At 65.9% G+C, this 23,862-nt stretch carries 17 protein-coding genes and 1 tRNA gene; 17 read left to right on the forward strand and 1 reads right to left on the reverse strand.

Annotated elements, in window-relative coordinates; all coding sequences use genetic code 11:
• The first annotated feature begins 6 nt into the window (after window positions 1–6).
• Complete coding sequence (tssH, locus tag CE453_RS13280) at window positions 7–2,748, forward strand: type VI secretion system ATPase TssH (RefSeq protein WP_089175023.1); 2,742 nt, start codon at window positions 7–9, stop codon at window positions 2,746–2,748.
• Between the two features lie 113 nt (window positions 2,749–2,861).
• Here tssH and glpD read toward each other — a convergent pair whose 3' ends face one another.
• On the reverse strand, window positions 2,862–4,412 hold the full coding sequence (gene glpD / locus CE453_RS13285) for a glycerol-3-phosphate dehydrogenase (protein ID WP_089175024.1): 1,551 nt from the start codon (window positions 4,410–4,412) through the stop codon (window positions 2,862–2,864).
• Between the two features lie 187 nt (window positions 4,413–4,599).
• Between glpD and CE453_RS13290 the strand changes: the two genes are divergently transcribed.
• The 16 genes from CE453_RS13290 to rpoB all read left to right on the forward strand — a co-directional run bounded on the left by CE453_RS13290 (window position 4,600) and on the right by rpoB (window position 23,852).
• Window positions 4,600–6,441 carry a TRAP transporter large permease gene (locus tag CE453_RS13290; protein WP_248308059.1) on the forward strand — a complete coding sequence of 614 codons (1,842 nt, stop codon included), beginning with the start codon at window positions 4,600–4,602 and terminating at the stop codon, window positions 6,439–6,441.
• 75 nt (window positions 6,442–6,516) lie between these two features.
• Window positions 6,517–7,791, forward strand: a complete 1,275-nt coding sequence (gene pncB / locus CE453_RS13295) for a nicotinate phosphoribosyltransferase (RefSeq protein WP_089175026.1) — start codon at window positions 6,517–6,519, stop codon at window positions 7,789–7,791.
• A 312-nt stretch (window positions 7,792–8,103) separates the two neighbouring features.
• A complete protein-coding gene (locus CE453_RS13300) occupies window positions 8,104–10,185 on the forward strand; it encodes a TonB-dependent siderophore receptor (RefSeq protein WP_248308060.1) in 2,082 nt (693 codons plus the stop codon).
• On the forward strand, window positions 10,182–11,420 hold the full coding sequence (locus CE453_RS13305; RefSeq protein ID WP_248308061.1) for an MFS transporter: 1,239 nt from the start codon (window positions 10,182–10,184) through the stop codon (window positions 11,418–11,420). Before CE453_RS13300 ends, CE453_RS13305 begins: the two co-directional genes overlap by 4 nt.
• The gene (gene fhuF / locus CE453_RS13310) at window positions 11,417–12,145 is read left to right on the forward strand and encodes a siderophore-iron reductase FhuF (RefSeq protein ID WP_089175028.1); all 729 of its coding nucleotides are present in this window, start codon (window positions 11,417–11,419) and stop codon (window positions 12,143–12,145) included. The genes CE453_RS13305 and fhuF overlap by 4 nt, the downstream gene beginning before the upstream one ends.
• Before the next feature lie 109 nt (window positions 12,146–12,254).
• On the forward strand, window positions 12,255–13,445 hold the full coding sequence (tuf, locus tag CE453_RS13315) for an elongation factor Tu (protein WP_089175029.1): 1,191 nt from the start codon (window positions 12,255–12,257) through the stop codon (window positions 13,443–13,445).
• A 264-nt stretch (window positions 13,446–13,709) separates the two neighbouring features.
• Window positions 13,710–14,609: a dihydrodipicolinate synthase family protein gene (locus CE453_RS13320; RefSeq protein WP_089175030.1), complete on the forward strand. Its 900-nt coding sequence runs from the start codon at window positions 13,710–13,712 to the stop codon at window positions 14,607–14,609.
• 61 nt (window positions 14,610–14,670) lie between these two features.
• A tRNA-Trp gene (locus CE453_RS13325) sits at window positions 14,671–14,746 on the forward strand.
• A 57-nt stretch (window positions 14,747–14,803) separates the two neighbouring features.
• Entirely contained in the window at window positions 14,804–15,535 is a 732-nt protein-coding gene (locus tag CE453_RS13330; RefSeq protein WP_089175031.1) for a class I SAM-dependent methyltransferase, read from the forward strand.
• Window positions 15,536–15,697: 162 nt separating this feature from the next.
• On the forward strand, window positions 15,698–15,892 hold the full coding sequence (gene secE / locus CE453_RS13335; RefSeq protein ID WP_089175032.1) for a preprotein translocase subunit SecE: 195 nt from the start codon (window positions 15,698–15,700) through the stop codon (window positions 15,890–15,892).
• Between the two features lie 14 nt (window positions 15,893–15,906).
• Window positions 15,907–16,440, forward strand: a complete 534-nt coding sequence (nusG, locus tag CE453_RS13340) for a transcription termination/antitermination protein NusG (RefSeq protein ID WP_089175033.1) — start codon at window positions 15,907–15,909, stop codon at window positions 16,438–16,440.
• 240 nt (window positions 16,441–16,680) lie between these two features.
• On the forward strand, window positions 16,681–17,112 hold the full coding sequence (gene rplK, locus CE453_RS13345; RefSeq protein WP_089175034.1) for a 50S ribosomal protein L11: 432 nt from the start codon (window positions 16,681–16,683) through the stop codon (window positions 17,110–17,112).
• A gap of 13 nt (window positions 17,113–17,125) precedes the next feature.
• On the forward strand, window positions 17,126–17,824 hold the full coding sequence (gene rplA / locus CE453_RS13350) for a 50S ribosomal protein L1 (RefSeq protein ID WP_089175035.1): 699 nt from the start codon (window positions 17,126–17,128) through the stop codon (window positions 17,822–17,824).
• Window positions 17,825–18,326: 502 nt separating this feature from the next.
• Window positions 18,327–18,842: a 50S ribosomal protein L10 gene (rplJ, locus tag CE453_RS13355; protein ID WP_089175036.1), complete on the forward strand. Its 516-nt coding sequence runs from the start codon at window positions 18,327–18,329 to the stop codon at window positions 18,840–18,842.
• A gap of 48 nt (window positions 18,843–18,890) precedes the next feature.
• Window positions 18,891–19,277, forward strand: a complete 387-nt coding sequence (gene rplL, locus CE453_RS13360; RefSeq protein ID WP_089175037.1) for a 50S ribosomal protein L7/L12 — start codon at window positions 18,891–18,893, stop codon at window positions 19,275–19,277.
• A gap of 453 nt (window positions 19,278–19,730) precedes the next feature.
• Window positions 19,731–23,852, forward strand: coding sequence for a DNA-directed RNA polymerase subunit beta (rpoB, locus tag CE453_RS13365; protein ID WP_089175038.1), 4,122 nt, complete (start codon window positions 19,731–19,733; stop codon window positions 23,850–23,852).
• Window positions 23,853–23,862 lie beyond the last annotated feature (10 nt).

Here is a 23,862-nt window from a genome sequence, read left to right on the forward strand (position 1 = left end):
ACGACCATGGCCGATATCAGCCTCGAAGCCGTCACAGGCAAGCTCAACCGGATCGGCTACGACACCTTCCTGCAGGCGCTTCGGCAGGCCAAGGGTGCCGGCAACCGCAATGTCGAGCTGGCGCACTGGCTGCTGCAGATCCTGCAGGGCAGCGCCAACGACCTGACCCTGACTGCGGACCATTACAAGCTCGACCGCGCCAAGCTGCTGATGGATCTTGGAGGTGTCGTCGAAGGCTTCCGCCGCAACGAGACGGAGATGCCCGGCATCGCCAACGCCATCGTCGATATCCTCGATCGCGGCTGGCATTATGCGACGCTGTTCTTCGGCGAGACGCAGATCAGGACCGGGCATCTCCTGGTCGCGGCGCTGAAGTCGACCGAATTGCGTCGGGTGCTGTCCGGCTTGTCCAAGGAGTTCGCCAAGATCCCGGTCGACGAGCTGGCGGCGGGCTATGGCAAGATCTGGGAAGGCTCGCAGGAGGAGAACCTCCGGCCGATGGACGGCTCTGGCTTGCGCGCCGCCGGAACGCCAGGGGCGGAGGCGGCCGAAGGGCCGAAGGGCACGACCGCGCTCGACCGCTTCTCGCAGGACCTGACCGCCAAGGCGCGCGAGGGCGGCATGGACCCGATCCTCGGGCGCGACGACGAGATCCGCCAGGTTATCGACGTGCTGATGCGCCGGCGGCAAAATAACCCGATCCTCACCGGCGAGGCCGGCGTCGGCAAGACTGCGATCGCGGAGGGCTTCGCCCAGCGCGTTGCTTCGGGCGATGTGCCGCCGCCGCTACGTGGTGTGAAGGTCTGCGCGCTCGACATCGGCCTGATGCAGGCCGGCGCCTCGATGAAGGGCGAGTTCGAGCAGCGCCTGCGCTCGGTGATCGACGAGGTGCAGTCCTCGCCGACGCCGGTGATCCTGTTCATCGACGAGGCGCATACGCTGATCGGCGCCGGCGGGCAGGCCGGCACGGGCGATGCCGCGAACCTGCTCAAGCCCGCGCTGGCGCGTGGCACGCTCAGGACCATCGCGGCGACGACCTGGTCGGAATATCGCCAGTACTTCGAGAAGGATCCCGCGCTGACCCGGCGCTTCCAGCCGGTGCAGGTCGACGAGCCGGATGTCGTGCGCTGCTGCACCATGCTGCGCGGGCTGATCGGTCCGATGGAAAAACACCACAAGGTGCGCATCTCGGACGCGGCCATTGTCGCCGCGGTAACGCTGTCGCACCGCTATATCCCGGCTCGGCAATTGCCTGACAAGGCGGTGAGCCTGCTCGACACGGCCTGCGCCCGCGTCGCGATCAGTCAGAGCGCGACGCCGGCCGCGATCGAGGACGCACGCGTGGCGATCAACGCGCTGGAGCAGGAGAAGGCGGCGCTGACGTCTGATGCCGATCTCGGCACCGACAGCGCCAAGCGTCTTGGCGAGATCGAGGCCGAGGTCGCGGCGAAGCAGGAGAAATTGACGGCGCTCGAAGCTGCCTGGGCGAGCGAGCTCGCCATCGTCGAGGAGATCAAGGCGCTGCGGGTCAAGCTGGGCGAGAAGGCGCCAGGAGCCGATGGCAAGGCCGAATCCGTGCCGCAGGAGGCGGGCGAGGATGCGGCAGCGGAGACGCCTGCGCCTGCCATGGAGGCTCCCCTCGCCGAGTCCAGCGCCGACCCGGAAGAAGCCCGTACGGCGCTGAATGCCAAATTCGCGGCTCTGGGCGAGATCGATCCAGCCAACCGGATGATCTACGCCCATGTCGACGAGCAGTCGGTCGCTTCCGTCGTCTCGGACTGGACCGGCATTCCGGTCGGCCGGATGGTCAAGGACGAGATCGAGACCGTGCTCAACCTCGCGGAAACACTGAACAAGCGCGTGGTCGGGCAGGGGCACGGCATCGGCATGATCGCCAAGCGCATCGAAACCAACCGCGCCAAGCTCGACAACCCCAACAAGCCGATTGGCGTCTTCATGCTCTGCGGCCCCTCCGGCGTGGGCAAGACCGAGACGGCTTTGGCTTTGGCCGAAGCGCTCTATGGCGGTGAGCAGAACGTCATCACCATCAATATGAGCGAGTTCCAGGAGGCGCATACCGTCTCGACACTGAAGGGCGCGCCTCCCGGCTATGTCGGCTATGGGGAGGGCGGGCGGCTGACGGAGGCGGTGCGGCGCAAGCCCTATTCGGTCGTGCTGCTCGACGAGGTCGAGAAGGCGCATCCCGATGTGCACGAGCTGTTCTTCCAGGTCTTCGACAAGGGCCAGATGGAGGACGGCACCGGCCGGCGCATCGACTTCAAGAACACGCTGATCATCCTGACCTCGAATGTCGGCACCGACGAGATCATGAGCATGTCCGCCAACGGCGCGGCCAAGCCCGATCCCGAGGCGATGGCGGTGAGCTTGCGGCCCGCGCTGCTCAAGGTCTTCCCGCCCGCGCTGATAGGGCGGCTCGTGACCATTCCCTACTATCCGCTGTCGTCGGACATGCTGGCCGGCATCGTCCGGCTCCAGCTCGGGCGCATCGGCAAGCGGCTCGCCGAGAACCACAAGGCGAGCTTCACCTACGACGATGCGGTGGTCGAGCACATCGTCGGCCAATGCAACGACCCGGATTCGGGCGGGCGCATGATCGACAACATCATCACCAACTCGATGCTGCCGGCGCTGTCCCGCGCGATCCTGAACCTGCAACTGGAGAAGAAGCCCCTGACGGAGGCGAAGGTCTCGGTCGCCGACGGCGCCTTCGCCTATCAGGTGGCGTGAGCTGCCTACGGCATGGCGAGTGGCGACCGAGTCGGCTCCCATGCCCCCGGGAGTAAGCTGCCGAAGTGATTCCGCTTCGGCGTGCAACCGTTTGAACGGTCGATGAAAAAGCTTCAGGCCGCTATCGCGGCTTGCTCCTGCATGAAGCCGTCGAGCGCTTCCCGCTCCTGCGGCGAGAGGCGCAGGCCGAGCTTGCTGCGCCGCCAGAGCACGTCCTCAGCACGGCGGGCCCATTCCGCCTGCATCAGATAGCGGACCTCGCGCTCGTAGAGATCGGCGCCGAAATGACGGCCGAGATCGGTGAGGCTCTTCGCACCGGCCAGGATGTCGCGGGCGCGGATGCCGTAGCTGCGCGCCAGCCGTGTGGCCATGCGCCGGTCGAGCCAGGGATAGGTCGTGGCGAGTTCGTTCACGAGAGCATCGAAGCCGCGCACCGGGAAGTCGCCGCCGGGCAGCGCACCCGTCATCGTCCAGGCTGCGCGGGCGGCCCAGGGGGCGAGCGGAGCCAGCTTCGCCAGCGCCGATTCGGCGAGGCGGCGATAGGTCGTGATCTTGCCGCCGAAAACGGAGAGCAATGGCGCCGAACCTTCGGGCGCGTCGAGCGTCAGCACATAGTCGCGCGTCGCTTCCTGCGCCTTGGAAGCGCCGTCGTCATAGAGCGGGCGCACGCCGGAATAGGTCCAGACCACGGCTTCGGGCGTCACGGGCTTGCTGAAATATTCGCTCGCCGCACGGCAGAGATAGGCGATCTCCTCCGGCGTGGCAGCGACGTTGCTGGGATCGCCGTGATAGTCGCGATCGGTGGTGCCGATCAGGGTGAAATCCTGCTCGTAGGGGATCGCGAAGACGATGCGGCCATCGGCGTTCTGGAAGATGTAGCAGCGGTCGTGGTCGTAGAGCTTCGGCACGACGATATGGCTGCCCTGCACCATGCGGACGCCGGCCTTGGCATTGGTGTGGATGACGCCGTTCAGCACCTCGCCGACCCAGGGGCCGGCGGCATTGACCAGCGCTTTTGCCCAGACCTCGTAGCGCCCCTGCGGGCCTTCGGCTGTCAGGTGCCAGAGCCCGTTCTCACGAATGGCCGCGACGACGCGCGTGCGGGTGTGGATCGCGGCGCCACGGACGGCGGCGTCCATGGCGTTCAATACGACGAGACGGGCATCCTCGACCCAGCAGTCAGAATATTCGAAGGCCTTGGCCTGGTTGTCCTTGAGCGGCTTGCCGACGACGTCATGCGCGAGATCGAGCGTGCGGGTCGCCGGCAGCAGCTTGCGGCCGCCGATATGGTCGTAGAGGAAAAGGCCGAGCCGGAGCAGCCAGGCCGGGCGCAGGCCCTTGTGATGCGGCAGCACGAAGCGCAGTGGCCGGATGATGTGCGGCGCGATGGCCCAGAGCCGTTCGCGCTCCATCAGCGCCTCGCGCACCAGCCGGAATTCGTAATATTCGAGGTAACGCAGGCCGCCATGGATCAGCTTGGTCGAGCGCGAGGAGGTGGCGCTGGCGAGGTCGTCCTTCTCGAACAGCACGACGGAGGCGCCGCGCCCCGCCGCGTCGCGGGCAATGCCGCAGCCGTTGATGCCGCCGCCGATGATCGCGAGGTCGTAGGGGGCCGAAGGGCTGGCGCCGAAGCCGGCCGCAGGCAATGTCGTTTCGGACGCCATGTCATTCAAATCCCGATCGAACAGGCCAGATAGCGTGAGAGGGGGCCGCCCGGCAATGGCTGCCATCCGCTTCCCGATCCCGTCCTGCGCGAGGAGGGAGCCCGGCAAGTGCCGAGCGGCTTGACGAATGCGCGGCCGGCTCGCCACTGAGGGGCAGCGTCATGCAAGGATGAGGCAGAGCGGCGGGATGCAGCAGCGGGCGGAGAAGACAAGGGTTCTCGCCCGTGCCGAGGCCTGGCTGCGCGCTGCGCTCGAAATCGCCGGGGCGCTCATTCTGGCGGCGCTCTTCCTTGTCGTGATGGCCGCGGTGCTGCGGCGCTACGTCTTCGGCGGCGGCTTCGTTTGGTCAGACGAATTGGCGACCTGGTTGTTCCTGGCGCTGATCGCTGTTGGCGCCCCCCTGGCCGCGACGGGCCCGCTGGCGATGCGGCTCGATGTGATCGTGAAACTGTTGCCGGCCCGTGGCCGGCGTGTTGTCGCGGTGCTGGCCGAGGCGATCGCGTTTCAGGGCAGTTTCATCCTGGCCATGGGTGGCGCGAATGTCGCGGCGCTGGTGGGGGGGCATTCGACGGTGCTTGGCCTGCCGGAATGGCTGCGTTTCGCCGGCTTCGCCGGCGCCGGCGGCCTGACGACGCTGCTGCTCTTCCTGCATATCCGGCGCGAGCGTGCCCTTGCCGACGCGCTGAGCGCCGTGGTGCTGGGGCTTTGCCTCTATGCCGCGACACGGCTGCAATTCGACCTGTTCCTGATGCCGAGCCTCGCTGCGGCGCTGTTTGCCGGAGCAGGGCTGCTGCTCGGCGCGCCTCTGCCTTTCGCGCTGCTGGCGGGCGTCTCGATCACGGCGCCTTTCGGCGGGTTGATGCCGGAGCCGGCCATCGTCCAGACCATGGTCGGCGGTGTCGGCAAGTTCCTGCTGCTGGCCATCCCGTTCTTTCTGCTGGCCGGCGAAATCCTGACCGAAGGCGGGCTGGCCGAGCGGCTGATCCGGTTCGCGGCGACGCTCGTCGGCCACTGGCGCGCGGGGTTGGCGCAGACGGCGCTCGTATCCAGTGCTTTGTTCTCGGGTGCCTCGGGGTCGTCCATCGCCAACGCCGCCTTCGGGGCGAAGGTGATGGCGCCGACGCTGGTCGCGCGCGGCTATCCGCCGGCCAATGCGGCAGCGATCGTCGCCAGTGTCTCGATGCTCGACAACATCATTCCTCCCTCCATCGCCTTCCTGATCCTGGCGAGCGCGACGAACCTCTCCGTCGGCTCGCTCCTCGTCGGCGGCTTCGTGGCAGGCGGTGTGCTGACGCTGGCGCTTGCCATCGGTATCCACTTCAGCGTGAGAGGCGTCGTCGATGCCGCGCCCAGGGCGAGCGCGTCCGAGCGGGGCAGGGCATTGATCGGTGCCGTTCCCGCCATCGGGCTCGGCATCGTCGTGGTCGTCGGTATCCGCTTCGGCGTGGTCACGGTGACGGAAGCCTCCGCACTTGCCGTCGCCTATGCCGTCGTCGCCGGTCTTGCGTTACGAAGCCTCGACATGCGCGACGTCTTCGCTGCCTTGCGCAAATCTGCGTCGGAATCGGCCGCGATCGGCCTGCTGATCGGTGCTTCGGCGCCTTTCGCCTTCCTGCTCGCGGTCGACCGCGTTTCCGAACAGATGGCCGGGCTCGTCACGGCGCTGGGAGCCGGCCCCTACGCCGTGGCGCTGCTCGCCAATCTGGTGCTGCTGGTCGCCGGGCTCTTTCTCGACATCGGCGCGGCGATCCTGCTGCTGGCGCCGCTGCTGCTGCCGGCTGCGGTGGCGGCGGGGCTCGATCCGATCCAGTTCGGCGTCGTGCTCGTCGTCAACCTGATGATCCATGGGTTGACGCCGCCGCTGGGCATCCTCGTCTATGTCGTCAGCGGCGTGATGCGGGTTCCGGCGGGTGCCGTGTTCCGGGCCGTGCTGCCGTTGCTGGGCGTGCTGCTCGCCGCGCTCATGGTGCTGTCGCTGGGCATGGCTGCGTGGCCGGCGCTTGCGCCTTTGGCCAAGGCGTTGTTCTGATGCAGCTTCTCGCCCGGCGCCCACGCGCTGCCCTCCGCCGTCCTGCTGCCGACATTTCCCGGATCTGATGCCGATATGATCTACACCGACATCGCGACGCGGACCTACAATCATGGCTGGCGGCTCGATCCGATCATCCGCAGCCTGCTCGATACCGATTTCTACAAGCTCCTGATGCTGCAGATGATCCGGGCCTTTCACCCGGAGGTCCGTGTCACCTTCTCTCTGATCAATCGCTCGAAGCATATTCGCCTCGCCGATATCGTCGACGAAGCCGAATTGCGCGCCCAGCTCGACCATGCCCGCTCGCTGCGCTTCACCAAGAAGGAGCTGATCTGGCTGTCGGGTAACACCTTCTACGGCAAGACCCAGATGTTCTCGCCGGATTTCATGGCCTGGCTCGCGGATTTCCAGCTTCCGGAATACGACCTGCGCAAGGTCGACGGCCAGTACGAGCTGCATTTCGAGGGACCCTGGACGCACAGCACGATGTGGGAGGTGCCGGCGCTCGCGATCATCAACGAGCTCAGGGCGCGCCGCGTCATGCTCGGCCAGAGGCGCTTCTCGCTCGACGTGCTCTATGCCCGCGCCAAGGCGAAGATGTGGGACAAGGTCGAGCGGCTGCAGAAGCTGCCCAACCTGAAGCTCTCCGATTTCGGCACGCGCCGGCGCCACGGCCATCTCTGGCAGCGCTGGTGCGTATTGGCGCTGAAGGAGGGGCTGGGGCCGGCCTTCACCGGCACCTCGAACGTGCTGCTCGCGATGGATACCGACCTCGAGGCGATTGGGACCAATGCCCATGAGCTGCCGATGGTGCTGGCGGCGCTGGCCGATTCGGACGAGGAGCTGCTGCGCTCGCCCTATCGGGTGCTCGACGAATGGCGGCAGGTCTATGGCGGGAACCTTCTGATCGCGCTGCCGGACGCCTTCGGGACGCAGAGCTTCCTGCGCCATGCTCCCGATTGGGTGGCGGACTGGACCGGCTTCCGGCCCGACAGTGCGCCACCGATCCCGGCCGGCGAAACCATCATCGACTGGTGGCGCGAGCGCGGGCGCGATCCCCGCGAGAAGCTCCTGGTTTTCTCTGACGGGCTCGATGTCGATGCGATCGAGCGCGTCTACCACCATTTCGACGGCAAGGTTCGCATGGCCTTCGGCTGGGGGACCGACCTGACCAACGATCTCGTCGGCTGCTCGCCGGACGGGTCGCGCGAACTCGACCCGATGTCGCTGGTCTGCAAGGTCACCAAGGCCAACGGCCGGCCGGCGGTGAAGCTCTCAGACAATCCCGAGAAGGTCTCGGGCGAACCGAAGGCTGTGGCGCGCTACCGGCGGGTTTTCGGAGGGTAGCCGGGCGAGTATCCCAGCCGGGGCGAGGCGATGCAGCCAGCCCCTGTTTCTGCCGCCGGCTTCCGCACCGAATGATTGCCGCCTTCCGGTCAGTCGACATGGTTCGATTTGATGCTGCCCCGCTTTGTAAGGGTGGTGGTTCTGACGTATGGTCAGTTTTCGATTTTGTTTTTAATGATTTGAATGTGATTCTTACCTTGTATCTGAAGTAATTATTTATTACTCGTTGACAGTTGTTTTCTGAAAACGTTATTTGCTACTGCACGCAGCGTCGTTCGACTTTAGGGGCGCTTCGTGCTGTTTCGATCTTCTTTGCTTGCATCCGCCGCGCTGGTGTTTCTGCCGTCATCCGCCTGGGCCCAGGCCGAGGCATCTCGTTCGGTTCAGCTCGACGAGATCGTGGTGGAGGGGACAGGCCGCGCCGCGCCGGTTACCGCCAATGGCTATGTCGCCACGGCCACCACCAGCGGCACCAAGACCAACACGCCGATCCTGGAGATTCCCCAGTCGATCTCGACGGTGACGCAGACGCAGCTCGAACAGCGCAAGCCCCAGAACCTGCTCGACGCACTGGGTTACACGCCTGGCGCCCGGGTCGGCACTTATGGTTTCGACCCGCGTTACGACGCCTTCACGATCCGTGGCGTCGACGTGACCCAGAATGCCGTCTTCCGCGACGGTCTGCGCCAGATCAACAGCCCCAACGGCCTGTTCCGGCTGGAGCCCTACGGGCTGGAGGCGATCAACGTGCTGCGCGGACCCGCCAGCGCAGTCTATGGCGCCAGCACCTCGGCCGGCATCGTCGACCTCATCTCAAAGCGGCCGACCGAAACCCCGTTCCGCGAGATCGAGGTGCAGGGCGGCTCGTTCGGCCGCAAGCAGTTCAGCTTCGACATCTCCGGACCGGCCAATCCCGAGAAGACGCTGTTCTACCGGCTGACCGGCCTGGCGCGCGACGCCAACAACCAGATCAGCGCCATCAAGGACGACCGGATCTTCATCGCGCCGGCCATCACCTGGAAGCCGAGCGAAGACACCAAGCTGACGATCCTGGCCGAGTACATGGATTCGACTACCGGTGGCACCGCTGCCTACGTCAATGAATACGGCCCTTACATGGATCGCTCCGGCAACCTGCTCTACAAGTCGATCGGAGCGACGAAGGTCTTCGGCGGGGACAAGCGCTACAACGATTTCCGCCAGCAACAGGGGCGGATCGGCTACGAGTTCGAGCACGCCTTCGGCGAGATATTCACGTTGCGTCAGCGCGTGCGCTATTCGGCGCTGGCGACCAACCAGCAATATGTCTACCTCGCCGATCCGGGGTTGACCCGTGAGCGGACACAGGGGTTCTCGGCCGATACCAGCCTCGAGGCGAAGCTGAGCACCGGGCCGGTGTCGCACCGCATCCTGACCGGCGTCGATTTCAGCTGGCTGCATTATCGCGGCAAGGAAGGCTTCGGCGGGGTGCCGTTGGGCTACAACGCGGCGCTCGGCTACCGCACGGCGCAAAGCCAGACGCTGTTCGGTGTCTATGCGCAGGACCAGATGAGCTGGCAGAACTGGCGCCTGACGCTCGGCGGCCGCCACGACTGGTTCTCCAGCCGCTTCGAGGCCGGTGCAGCCGGCGCGACGCCGACCGAAACCAAGCAGAAGGACGCGCAGTCGACCGGCCGCGTCGCGCTGAGCTACGTCACCAGCTTCGGCCTCGCGCCTTATGTCAGCTACGCGACCTCCTTCGTGCCCAATTCGGGCACGGTGCTCTCGGGCTCGGTGGCTGTGCCGACGACCGGCGAGCAGGTCGAGGCCGGCGTGAAATACGATCTGCCCGGCCAGAACGTCTCGCTGCGCGCCGCCGTGTTCGAGCTGCGCCAGAACAACGCCGTCATCTACGAGGTGGTCAACGGCTTCAATCGCCAGGTCCAGCTCGACATGCGCTCGCGCGGCTTCGAGATCGAGGGCGTGGCGTCGCTGACGAACGGCCTCAGCATCCAGGCATCCTATGCCTATAACGACGCGCGCATCCTGAAGCTGACAGCGGAGACAGAAGGCAACCGGCTGACCAGCATTCCGTACCACACAGCCTCGCTCTGGCTCGACTACGAAGTGCAGGGCGGGCCGATGCGCGGCCTCGGCCTCGGCGGCGGCGTCCGCTATGTCGGCGCAAGTCTCGGTGACAACCTCAACCGTCCGATCCTCGACAACAAGCCGCGTACGTTGCTCGACGCCTCGCTGCGCTACGATCTGGAAAACCTCGACCCGCGGCTGAAGGGCATGCGCGTCCAGGTCAACGCGACGAACCTGCTCGACAAGCGCGAGCAGACCTGCACGGCCGGCTTCTGCTACTTCGACGAGGGGCGCAAGGTCATCGCCAGCCTGCGCTATCGCTGGTGAGCGAGGCAGCCGTCGGACGGCCAGCCTTGTCGCGGCAGTCTTCCGCCTGGCTGACGATCGCGGCGCTGGCCGGGCTCTATACCGGCCAGAGCATCCTCGGAGGCATCGCCTTCCTGGCGCTGCCGAGCGTGTTGCGCGAGCGGGGGCTACCGCTTGACGCGATCGGCCTGATCTATCTGATCAGCCTGCCCTGGGCGCTGAAGATCGCCTGGTCCGCCGCCGTGGAACGCTATCGCCTGCCGCCGACCGGGCCGACGCGCTCGCGCCAGATCGTCTTTGCCTGCGGCCTGTTCACGCTGGCGGGGCTGGTCGCAGTTGCGATCGCAGGTCCCGAACGATGGCATCTGGTGCTCGCGATCTTCATCGCGGTCGCCTTCGCCGCTTCGACCGCGGACATCGCCTGCGACGGGCACGCGGTCGAAACGCTCGCCAAGATCCATCATGGCTGGGGCAATGCGGCCCAGGTCGGCGGTGCCTATCTCGGCTCGGCGCTGGGCTCGGGGCTGTTCCTGGTTCTGGTCGCCCGAATCGACTGGACCGGAGCCACCCTCGCGGCGGCTGGGCTGTTCGCCGTGTTGATGCTGCCGTTCCTGCTGTCAAAGCCGGCGCCGGCGCCGGATCTGCGGACCCATCAGCCCTCGCTGAAGGCGGCGTTCGCCCGGCCGCGGCTGCGGAATGGGCTCTGGCTCGCGGCGCTCTACGTCGCCGCGCAGAAATGGGGCGTCGGCATGCTGGCACCGATGCTGGTCGATGCCGGGCTCGATCTCGAGACGCTGGGCGCGATCAACGGCCTCGGCGGGCTCGCCGTCGGTCTGGGCTGCGCCCTGCTCGGCGGCGGGGCGGTGAGGCTGTGGGGCGCACGGCCCATCATGATCGTGGCGCTGCTGCTGCAAGCCGTCACGCTCGCCGCCCTGGCCGTCGCGATCGGGCATGGGAGAAGCTCCCCGTTGCTGCTCGCAGGCCTCGCCCTGGCGAGCTCCTCCGGGATCATGGCACTCGGCTTCGTTGCGCTCTACGCCCGCTTCATGGCGATCGCGGATCCGCGCCAGGCAGGGGTCGACTTCACGCTGCTACAGGGCACGGATTCAATCGTCAGCATGGTTGGCGGGCTCGGCGCCGGTTGGGTCGCCCAACATTTCGGTTACACGCCCTATCTGGCCGGCGCGGCCATGCTCGCCCTGCTCGCGGCTCCCCTGGCGCTTTGGCTGACGGCTCCGGGTCGGGGCGAGGAATGAGCCTGCCCGAGCTCGCCGGCTGCTTTACCGGCAGCTTCGCCTATCTTGGCGGTGCCGTTCAGCGCCGCGACGAGACGGAAGGGCTGCCGGGAGCGAGGCTGCTGGACGAGGCGATGCTGGATCGGTTGCTCCTGCGCTTCGCCGAGCGGCACCCGGGCGGAGAGCGCCAGGCGCTGGTGTCGATGTGGAGCCAATGGCACTTCGCCGCGGTGGTGATTCCCACCGTCGCGGCACTTCTGCTCGCCCACAGGGAGCTGCCGGTCGCGTTGCCGGAAGCGCGCTTCGCGCTGCATGACGATGGCCGCACGGCCGCGATCCTGCTGAGACCCGGCGCCACGCTCGCGCCGGCAGGCCGCCGGGGGCGGTTCGATGCGCTGATCGAGGGCCACCTTGCTCCGCTGGTCAAGTTGCTCGCAGCCCATTTTCCGGTCTCTGCCCGGTTGATGTGGGCCAATGCCGCCGTGCGCTTCGCCTGGGCGGTGCAGCAATGTGCCGAGCGGCCCGAGGCGGATCGCGACGGGATCGCCGAGGCGGAGAAGCTGCTGACGACAGCCCTGACGCCCGCCGGCGCGCGCAACCCGCTCTACGACATGCTGCGGCCTTCGCCGCTCGTCGCGATAGAAGCCTGCCAGCGCCGGGTCTGCTGCCTGCGTTATCTGCTGCCGGGCGTGGCCGATTGCGGCTCGCTCTGCCCGCTGCCTCCGGCGCGGCGCCGTCAGGCCTGACGACCTCGGTGGGGCCTGCTGAGCAGGGAACCTTGCATCCCGTTGCAAAACCCCCTAATGCGACCCCGTTTCAAGGCCCCGGAGGGCCGCCTTCGAGGACAAGGGTGTCATGGCCAAAGAGAAGTTTTCGCGGACGAAGCCGCACTGCAACATTGGAACGATTGGTCACGTTGACCATGGCAAGACGTCACTGACGGCTGCGATCACGAAGGTTCTGGCTGAGTCTGGCGGTGCGTCGTTCACGGCGTATGACCAGATCGACAAGGCGCCCGAGGAGAAGGCCCGCGGCATCACGATCTCGACGGCGCACGTCGAGTACGAGACGCCGAACCGTCACTACGCGCATGTCGACTGCCCCGGCCACGCCGACTATGTGAAGAACATGATCACGGGCGCGGCGCAGATGGACGGCGCGATCCTGGTGGTGTCGGCGGCGGACGGCCCGATGCCGCAGACCCGCGAGCACATCCTGCTGGCGCGCCAGGTCGGCGTTCCGGCGCTGGTGGTGTTCATGAACAAGGTCGACCTGGTCGACGACGCGGAGCTGCTCGAGCTGGTCGAGATGGAGATCCGCGAGCTTCTGTCGAAGTACGACTTCCCCGGCGACGACATCCCGATCACCAAGGGCTCGGCGAAGGCTGCGCTGGACAACGTCACGCCGGAGATCGGCCATGACGCGGTGATCGCGCTGATGAAGACGGTGGACGACTACATCCCGCAGCCGGAGCGTCCGGTCGACCAGCCGTTCCTGATGCCGGTCGAAGACGTGTTCTCGATCTCGGGTCGCGGCACGGTGGTGACGGGTCGCGTCGAGCGCGGCATCGTGAAGGTCGGCGAGGAAATCGAGATCGTCGGGCTGAAGGACACGCAGAAGACGACGGTGACCGGCGTCGAGATGTTCCGCAAGCTGCTGGACCAGGGCCAGGCTGGCGACAACATCGGCGCGCTGCTGCGCGGCACGAAGCGCGAGGACGTCGAGCGCGGCCAGGTGCTGTGCAAGCCGGGCTCGGTGAAGCCGCACACGAAGTTCAAGGCCGAGGCCTACATCCTGACGAAGGAAGAGGGTGGCCGTCACACGCCGTTCTTCACCAACTACCGCCCGCAGTTCTACTTCCGCACGACGGACGTGACCGGCGTGGTCTCGCTGCCGGAAGGCACGGAGATGGTGATGCCGGGCGACAACATCTCGATGGAGGTGACGCTGATCGCCCCGATCGCGATGGAAGAGAAGCTGCGCTTCGCCATCCGCGAAGGCGGCCGCACCGTCGGCGCAGGCGTCGTCGCTTCGATCATTGCTTGATCGAAGCAACAACGACGCCCGCGGAAACCGCAGACTTTGCGGCGCAGGCGTCGTCGCTTCGATCATCGCCTGATCGACGTCACGCAGAATGGTTTGGGAAAGGGCGGTGGCGACACCGCCCTTTTTCCTTTGGCGGCAATGCTTCGCTCATGAGCTGAGCGCAAGGGCGATTCCTTGCGCTCGGGCTGCGCGAGGCTGTCATTCCATGCTCTCAATCGTTGCGAGAGAACGGACCAGCCGTTCCCGTTGCGGAGGAGTCTGCCGATGTCGTTCAAGCCACCCTTTCCGGGGATCCATTCGATCGTCTTCGCGCTGTTCGACGAGCATGAGCGGCTCGACCGGGCGGCGATGCGCAAGCAGGCTCAGATCAGCCTCGATCTCGACGTGCAGGGCATGGCGGCGCTGGGGCTCGCCACCGAGGTTTCCAAGCTGAGCTTCGGCGAACACTGCGCGGTGATGGAGTGGATGGCGGAGGACGTGGCCGGCAAGAAGCCGCTCGCCTTCACCATCTTCGGCTCTTCGGTGGCCGAACAGGTCGAGCTGGTGAAGGTCGCGGAAAGGAACGGCGCCGACTGGGTGATTCTCCAGCCGCCGATGGTCGGAAGCTTCGGGGCAGCCGAATATATCCGCTTCTTCGGCCGGATCGCCGACCAGACGTCGCTGCCGGTCGCGATCCAGAATGCGCCGGCCTATATGGGGCGGGGACTTTCCGCCGAGGACATCAGGGAGCTGACACGTCGGCATCCGAACATCAGCCTGATCAAGGGTGAGGGCTCGGTCATCGAGATCGAGCGACTGATCGCGGTGACGGAAGGCCGGCTGCCGATCCTGAACGGGCGCGGCGGGCTCGAGCTGATCGACAATTTCCGCGCCGGCTGTATCGGCATGATCCTGGCGCCCGACACGATCGACTATGCGCTACGGGCCTACAACCTCTACAAGCTGGGGAATGAGGCGGGGGCGGAGGCCGCCTATCGCGACGTCCTGCCGGCGATCACCTTCATCATGCAATCGATCGAGACGCTGATCTGCTACGGCAAGCGGATATTCGGCGCACGCGCCGGCATCGCGATTCATGACCGCGGCCCGTCGCTGAGGCCGACCGAATTCGGCTTGAGGCTGGTCGAGCGCTATGCCCGCGAGCTCGGCCCCTATCGCAAATGAGGATGGTGCGCGATTTCGACTTGAAATGCGTCGCGCCTTGGGGCACATGACGCGCACCTGCAGGGGTATAGCTCAGTTGGTAGAGCGGCGGTCTCCAAAACCGCAGGTCGCGGGTTCGAGCCCTGCTGCCCCTGCCAGTCGTCCCGCTGGCGACTGACGATGCGCCCGAGGCCAGGCAGGTTGGCGAGGCGCCTATGACCCAGAACATCTACGACGACGAAACCTTCTTCGCGGGCTATAGCCAGCTCGCGCGCTCCGTTCACGGGCTGGAAGGCGCGCCGGAATGGCCGGTACTGCGCGCGATGCTGCCGCCGCTGGCCGGCAAGCGCGTGCTCGATCTCGGCTGCGGCTTCGGCTGGTTCTGCCGCTTTGCGGCAGGCGAGGGGGCCGAGAGCGTCGTTGGCGTCGACGTCTCCGAGAAGATGCTGGAGCGGGCGCGTCGCGAGACGACTGATTCCCGGATCGCCTATGAGCGGGCCGATCTCGAAAGCTTCGCGCCGCCGGCCGGGAGCTTCGATCTCGCCTATAGCTCGCTGGCCTTTCACTACCTGACCGATCTCGCTGGCCTGCTCGGCCGCGTGCACGCGTCGCTGAAGCCGGGTGGGGCGTTGGTCTGCTCGGTCGAGCACCCGCTGATGACGGCGCCGGCGCGACAGGAGTGGCTGACCGATGCCGATGGCCGCGCGACCTGGCCGGTCAACGGCTATCTCGACGAGGGCAGGCGAGTCAGCAACTGGCTGGCCGAAGGAGTGGTCAAACGCCACCGCACGATCGCGGCCTATCTCGACCTTATGCTGGGAGCGGGCTTCATGCTGGCCAAGCTGGTCGAATGGGGGCCCAGCCCGGAGCAGGTCGCGGCCGAGCCAGGCTGGGCGAAGGAGCGGGAGCGGCCGTTCTTTCTGCTGATGTCGCTGCGGCGCGGTTGAGCCATCCCGGCCAAAAGGGTCTTGGCTAAAGGCTCCGGGCAATGTAAGAGGCTTCCGATGACGGCGCGCGACCCTCCCGGGTCCCGCGCCGCGAATGTTTCAGGACGGCCGATTCGGCTTGGCGGCAAGGGTCGCGGGCGGTGTCGGCACCCGAGGTGGTTCATGGCGAAATCCAATCCCTTCCAGTTCCTGCAGGACGTGCGTTCCGAGGCGGCCAAGGTCACCTGGCCCTCGCGCCGCGAGACGCTGATCACCACGGGCCTCGTGCTCGCCATGGTGGTCGTCTCGAGCCTGTTCTTCTTCTTCACCGACACCATCATCCGCTGGGGTCTGGGCGTCATCCTCGGCGCCCGTTGAACGGAATTACGAACGTGAGCACCCGCTGGTACATCGTCCACGCCTACTCCAATTTCGAGAACAAGGTCGCACAGTCGATCCGCGATCAGGCGCAGCAGCGCAACCTCGCCGACAAGTTCGAAGAGGTGCTGGTGCCGACCGAGAAGGTCGTCGAGGTTCGCCGCGGCCGCAAGGTCGATACCGAGCGCAAGTTCTTCCCCGGCTACGTGCTGGTGAAGTGCGAGATGACCGACGAGGTCTACCACCTCATCAAGAACACGCCGAAGGTCACCGGCTTCCTGGGCGCCGACAAGGCCAAGCCCATGCCGATCCCCGAGCATGAGGCGATGCGCATCAAGGGCCAGGTCGCCGAGGGCATCGAGCGTCCGAAGCCGACGGTGGTCTTCGAGGTCGGCGAGCAGGTCAAGGTCGCGGACGGCCCCTTCGCGTCATTCAACGGTGTCGTCGAGGATGTCGATCACGCCCGTGCTCGCCTCAAGGTCGCGGTGTCGATCTTCGGTCGCGCCACGCCGGTCGAGCTGGAATACGGCCAGGTCGAGAAGATCTGAGACTTTTCGGTTTGGTTTTCAGAATGAGGGCGAGGGTTCGTCGTTAACGAATCCACTTCCCTTCGGCGCTGCCTTATGTCATAGGGCGCGCCTCAACCGCGTGGGAGACGTGCCGGTCGCCAGCCGGAGCAAACGCGCCGCACCACGCACTGCAACCACCCCGGCCCCGGCGGAGAGCGTCGGCGGGCAGGGGCGTCGTCGTTCCGAAAGGCAACGGAGCGGACGGCAGGAGCAGCCATCATGGCGAAGAAGATCACGGGCTACGTGAAGCTTCAGGTTCCGGCGGGCGCGGCCAATCCGTCGCCGCCGATCGGTCCCGCGCTCGGTCAGCGCGGCCTCAACATCATGGAATTCTGCAAGGCCTTCAACGCGAAGACCCAGCAGATGGAAAAGGGCATGCCGATCCCGGTGATCATCACCGCGTATCAGGATCGCTCCTTCACCTTCGAGATGAAGCAGCCGCCGGTCTCGTACTTCCTCAAGAAGGCGGCCGGTCTGACCTCGGGCTCGAAGACCCCGGGCCGCGGCGGCGCCGCCGGCAAGGTGACCGCTGCGCAGATCGCCGAGATCGCCGAGAAGAAGATGGCCGATCTCAACTGCGACACCGTCGAATCGGCTTCGGCCATGATCCGTGGCTCGGCCCGCTCGATGGGCCTGGAAGTCGTGGGCTGAGGGGAGGCTGACAATGGCACATGTCGGAAAGCGCGTCGTCAATGGCCGTGAGGGCATCGACCGCACCAAGCTCTACTCGCTCGACCAGGCTGTCTCGCTCGTCAAGGAGCGCGCCAACGCCAAGTTCGACGAGACCGTCGAGATCGCGATGAATCTCGGCGTCGATCCCCGCCACGCCGACCAGATGGTCCGCGGCGTCTGCAACCTGCCGAACGGCTCGGGCCGCACGCTGCGCGTCGCCGTCTTCGCCCGCGGCGCCAAGGCCGATGAGGCCAAGGCTGCGGGTGCCGACATCGTCGGCGCCGAGGAGCTGGTCGAGACCGTCCAGAAGGGCGAGATCAACTTCGACCGCTGCATCGCGACCCCGGACATGATGGGTCTCGTCGGCCGTCTCGGTAAGGTGCTCGGCCCGCGCGGCCTGATGCCGAACCCGCGCGTCGGCACCGTCACCATGGACGTGACCGCCGCCGTCGCCGCCTCGAAGGGTGGTTCGGTCGAGTTCCGCGTCGAGAAGGCCGGTATCGTCCATGCGGCGGTCGGCAAGGCCTCGTTCTCGGCTGAGAAGCTCTCGGAGAACATCAAGGCTTTCGTCGACTCGGTCTCCAAGGCCAAGCCGGCTGGCGCCAAGGGCACCTATATCCAGCGCGTCGCGATCTCCTCGACCATGGGCCCGGGCGTCAAGGTCGAGCCGAACACCGTCCTCGGCGGCTGATCGGTCGGTGCGGTTCCTGGCCGCACCCGCTCTTGAATATTTGATGTCAAGAGCCTACTTGGCAGAAGCAGGCGAAGGCGCTATGACGCTCGCCTGTTTCCATGAGTGAAGGGGCTCCGGCGTGCTCGGCGCGCAGGGGTCCATTTCGCGTTTTTCGGCGGGTTTCCGCTGAAGAATGGGTGGTTCAGGCTCGGGAGAGCGATCTTCCGGGCTCGGAATCATCCAGTCCTGTCTGAGACTGCAGGTGCTTTCCGGCTTCGGTCGGGAGCATAATTTCGCCAAGAGGCCTGCATAGACGGTGCAAGAGCTTAGTCCCGGATCGTTGAGATCCGGAAAGAGGTTCGAACCATCTCGCCCGATCGCGGCCCTTTTGGGTTCGGGAGCGGGGACAGGGCACCAAGCGTCGCTTCGCGGGGCGCCGGTGTCAACCGGGGTTCCAGGAAGCGACACGTGCAACCGGCGGCGAGCCCTCAAAAGCCCGTCGCCTACCGGAGAGAGCCCAGTGGATAAAGCGGCAAAGAAAGATGCCGTCGCGTCGCTGAACGATGTGTTTTCGAGCACGTCGGTCGTCGTCGTGGCCCACTATGCGGGCTTGACCGTGGCCCAGTTCCAGAAGCTTCGTCGCGAGATGAAGGCGAATGGCGCCACTGTTAAGGTCGCAAAGAACCGCTTGGCCAAGATCGCTCTTGAAGGCACCGACGTCGCGTCCATCAGCAAGTTGCTGACGGGTCCCACCCTGATCGCTTATTCGAGCGATCCGGTCGCGGCGCCGAAGGTCGCCACCGCTTTCGCCAAGGAGAACGACAAGCTCGTCATCCTCGGCGGCGCGATGGGCAAGACCGCCCTGAACCCCGATGGTGTCAAGGCTCTGGCCACGATGCCCTCGCTCGACGAACTGCGTGCCAAGCTGGCCGGTCTCATCCAGGCCCCGGCTACGAAGCTCGCGCAGCTCACGAACGCGCCCGCCGGCAAGCTGGCTCGCGTGGTTCAGGCCTACGCCGACAAGAATGCGGCTTGATAGCCAGCAAACCCTTATCGTTCGAACCTCTAAGACAGGAAGTTAACCATGGCCGATCTCGCCAAGCTCGTCGACGAGCTGTCGTCGCTCACCGTTCTCGAGGCCGCTGACCTCGCCAAGATGCTCGAAGAGAAGTGGGGCGTCTCCGCCGCCGCCGCCGTCGCCGTTGCGGCTGGCCCGGCTGCCGGTGGCGCTGCCGCCGGCGGCGCTGCCGCTGAAGAGCAGACCGAGTTCACCGTCGTTCTTGCCGCCGCCGGCGACAAGAAGATCGAGGTGATCAAGGAAGTCCGCGCCATCACCGGCCTCGGCCTGAAGGAGGCCAAGGACCTCGTCGAGGGCGCTCCGAAGCCGCTGAAGGAAGGCGTTGCCAAGGACGAGGCCGAGAAGCTGAAGAAGCAGCTCGAGGCCGTCGGCGCCAAGGTCGAGCTCAAGTGAGCTTGGGCCGGCTGATGCCGGTCCGACCGTAGTCGAAACTGACAGTCCCGAGGCGTCCTGCGCCTTCGGGGCTGTTGCGTCGTTTCCGCGCTAGATCATCGCGCGTCCCGGTGGGCGCGAAAACGGTGATCTACCGAAGGGTCGGCGCATCGGATTGATCCGAAAAGTGGCTCCCACTTTTCGGTCCGATGCGAAGGGCGCGGGAGTTGTCGCGGAAGCCAGCCGCAACCGAGCGGCGAAGCTTCGATGAAGATGAAGTCGACGCGTCGCGTCGAACGGCTCACCCGGCGGCCCTGGCCGCCGATCCGGACCGCCGGGTGAGCCGTCCATGGAGCCGAAGCCGCTGGCCGGATCTGCGATCCTGCTATCGGGCCCGGTTCTGAACGGAGAGGTTGGGAGGTTCCGGGGCGTGGCCGCCACGCATCGGAATGCCCAGAGAACGCGAGGAACAACATGGTCAATTCGCTCCAGGGTCGCAGGCGCGTCCGCAAGTTCTTCGGCAAGCTCAAGGAAGTGGCGGAGATGCCGAACCTCATCGAGGTTCAGAAGGCGTCCTACGACCAGTTCCTGATGGTCGACGAACCCAAGGGTGGCCGGCCCGACGAGGGGTTGCAGTCCGTCTTCAAGTCGGTCTTCCCGATCGGCGACTTCTCCGGCGCCTCGCTGCTGGAGTTCGTCAAGTACACCTTCGAGCCGCCGAAGTATGACGTCGACGAGTGCCGCCAGCGCGGCATGACCTTCTCGGCGCCGCTCAAGGTGACGCTGCGCCTGATCGTGTTCGATATCGATCCGGACACCCAGGCGAAGTCCGTCAAGGACATCAAGGAGCAGGATGTCTACATGGGCGACATGCCGCTCATGACCGACAACGGCACCTTCATCGTCAACGGCACCGAGCGCGTCATCGTCTCGCAGATGCACCGCTCGCCGGGCGTGTTCTTCGATCACGACAAGGGCAAGACCCATTCCTCGGGCAAGCTGCTCTTCGCCGCGCGCATCATTCCGTATCGCGGTTCCTGGCTCGACATCGAGTTCGACGCCAAGGACATCGTGCACGCGCGCATCGACCGGAAGCGCAAGATCCCGGTCACCTCGCTGCTGTTCGCGCTCGGCATGGACGGTGAGGAGATCCTCAACCGCTTCTACAACCACATCACCTACACCAAGGACGCCAAGGGCTGGCGCGTTCCCTACGATGCGGAGCGCATGAAGGGCTTCAAGGCGACCGAGGATCTGATCGACGCCGACACCGGCGAGGTCGTGGTCGAGGCCGGCAAGAAGCTCGTCGCCCGTACCGCCCGCCAGCTCGCCGAGAAGGGCCTGAAGTTCCTGCGCGCGCAGGACGAGGACCTGTACGGCCAGTACATCGCCGAAGACCTCGTCAATCCCGCGACCGGCGAGATCTTCGCCGAGGCCGGCGAGGAAATCTCGGAGAAGCTGCTGAAGCAGCTCACCGATGACGGCTTCGACGAGATTCCGGTGCTCGACATCGACCACATCACGGTCGGCCCGTATATCCGCAACACGCTCAATGTCGACAAGAACTCGCGCCGCGAGGAAGCCCTGTTCGACATCTACCGCGTGATGCGCCCGGGCGAGCCGCCGACCCTCGAGACGGCTGAGAACATGTTCCAGTCGCTGTTCTTCGATCCGGAGCGCTACGACCTCTCGGCCGTCGGCCGCGTCAAGATGAACATGCGCCTCGACCTCGACGCCGAGGACACCGTGCGCATCCTGCGCAAGGAAGACATCTTCGCGGTCGTCAAGGCGCTGGTCGACCTGCGCGACGGCAAGGGCGAGATCGACGACATCGACCATCTCGGCAACCGCCGCGTGCGCTCGGTCGGCGAGCTCATGGAGAACCAGTATCGCCTGGGCCTCCTGCGCATGGAGCGCGCCATCAAGGAGCGCATGTCCTCGGTCGATATCGACACGGTCATGCCGCAGGACCTGATCAACGCCAAGCCGGCGGCTGCCGCCGTGCGCGAATTCTTCGGTTCCTCGCAGCTCTCGCAGTTCATGGACCAGACGAACCCGCTGTCGGAAGTCACGCATAAGCGTCGTCTTTCGGCGCTTGGCCCGGGTGGTCTGACCCGCGAACGCGCCGGCTTCGAGGTGCGCGACGTGCACCCGACGCATTACGGCCGCATCTGCCCGATCGAGACGCCGGAAGGCCCGAATATCGGCCTGATCAACTCGCTCGCGACCTTCGCGCGGGTGAACAAGTACGGCTTCATCGAGAGCCCGTATCGCCGCATCCGCGACGGCAAGGTCACGGACGAGGTGATCTATCTCTCGGCGATGGAAGAGGCGAAGTACAACGTCGCCCAGGCGAACGCCGCCGTCGACAAGGAAGGCCGCCTGACCGACGACCTGATCGTCTGCCGCCGCGCGGGTGAAGTCATCGTCACGCCGGTCGACAAGGTCGACTTCCAGGACGTGTCGCCGAAGCAACTCGTTTCGGTCGCCGCGGCGCTGATCCCGTTCCTTGAGAACGACGACGCGAACCGCGCGCTGATGGGCTCGAACATGCAGCGCCAGGCGGTGCCGCTGGTTCGCGCCGACGCGCCCTTCGTCGGCACCGGCATGGAAGCGGTCGTCGCCCGTGACTCGGGCGCCGCGATCGCGGCCCGCCGCGCCGGCATCGTCGACCAGGTCGACGCGACCCGTATCGTCATCCGTGCCTCGGGCGAAACCGACCCGACCAAGCCGGGCGTCGACATCTACCGGCTGCAGAAGTTCCAGCGCTCGAACCAGTCGACCTGCATCACGCAGCGTCCGCTGGTCCGCGTCGGCGACGTCGTCAAGAAGGGCGACATCGTCGCCGACGGTCCGTCGACGGAGTTCGGCGAGCTCGCGCTCGGCCGCAACGTGCTCGTCGCGTTCATGCCGTGGAACGGCTACAACTTCGAGGACTCGATCCTTCTCTCCGAGAAGATCGTCTCCGAGGACGTCTTCACCTCGATCCATATCGAGGAGTTCGAGGTCATGGCCCGCGACACCAAGCTGGGCCCTGAGGAAATCACGCGCGACATTCCAAACGTCTCGGAAGAGGCGCTGAAGAACCTCGACGAAGCCGGCATCGTCTATATCGGCGCGGAAGTGGCGGCGGGCGACATCCTCGTCGGCAAGATCACGCCGAAGGGTGAGAGCCCGATGACGCCTGAAGAGAAGCTGCTGCGCGCCATCTTCGGCGAGAAGGCTTCGGACGTTCGCGACACCTCGCTGCGCGTTCCCCCGGGCGTGCAGGGCACGATCGTCGAGGTCCGCGTGTTCAACCGCCATGGCGTGGACAAGGACGAGCGCGCCCAGGCGATCGAGCGCGAGGAGATCGAGCGTCTCGCCAAGGACCGTGACGACGAGCAGGCGATCCTGGACCGCAACACCTTCGCGCGTCTGGCCGAGATCCTGACCGGCAAGACCGGCCTCGCCGGACCGAAGGGCTTCAAGAAGGACACGGTCATCACCCGCGAGGTGATGAGCGAGTTCCCGCGCTCGCAGTGGTGGCTGTTCGCGACTGCCGAAGACTCGCTGATGACCGAGATCGAGGCGATGCGGAAGCAGTACGACGAGTCGAAGAAGCGCCTTGAGCAGCGCTTCCTCGACAAGGTCGAGAAGCTGCAGCGCGGCGACGAGCTGCCTCCGGGCGTGATGAAGATGGTCAAGGTCTTCGTCGCGGTGAAGCGCAAGATCCAGCCGGGCGACAAGATGGCCGGCCGTCACGGCAACAAGGGCGTGGTCTCGCGCATCGTGCCGGTGGAGGACATGCCGTTCCTCGAGGACGGTACCCATGCCGACATCGTGCTGAACCCGCTCGGCGTGCCCTCGCGCATGAACGTCGGACAGATCCTGGAGACCCATCTGGGCTGGGCGGCTGCTGGCCTCGGCAAGCAGATCTCGAAGGCTCTCGACGCCTACAAGAAGACCAACGACTTCAAGGCGCTGAAGGCCGAGTTCGATGCCGTCTACGAGGATAATGAGATCATTGCCTCGATGGACGAGAACGAGCTCGTCGAGATGGGCCAGAACCTGCGCCGCGGCGTTCCCGTCGCGACCCCGGTGTTCAACGGCGCCAAGGAGGCCGATATCGAGCGGCTCCTGGAGCAGGCCGGCCTGCATAGCTCGGGTCAGTCGACCCTCTATGACGGCCGCACGGGTGAGCCTTTCGACCGCAAGGTGACGATGGGCTACATCTACATGCTCAAGCTGCACCACCTGGTCGACGACAAGATCCACGCCCGTTCGATCGGCCCGTACTCGCTCGTCACCCAGCAGCCGCTGGGCGGCAAGGCACAGTTCGGTGGCCAGCGCTTCGGCGAAATGGAGGTCTGGGCGCTCGAAGCCTACGGCGCCGCCTACACCCTGCAGGAGATGCTGACGGTGAAGTCGGACGATGTCGCGGGCCGCACCAAGGTCTACGAGTCGATCGTGCGCGGCGAGGACAACTTCGAGGCCGGCATCCCCGAGAGCTTCAACGTTCTCGTCAAGGAGATGCGCTCGCTCGGCCTCAACGTCGAGCTCGTCAACAACAAGGTGAAGCCGGGCGAGTTGCCGCCGGCCGAGGCGGCCGAGTGAGCCGCTAGAC

The organism is Bosea sp. AS-1, from assembly GCF_002220095.1.
Taxonomy (GTDB): Bacteria; Pseudomonadota; Alphaproteobacteria; order Rhizobiales; family Beijerinckiaceae; genus Allobosea.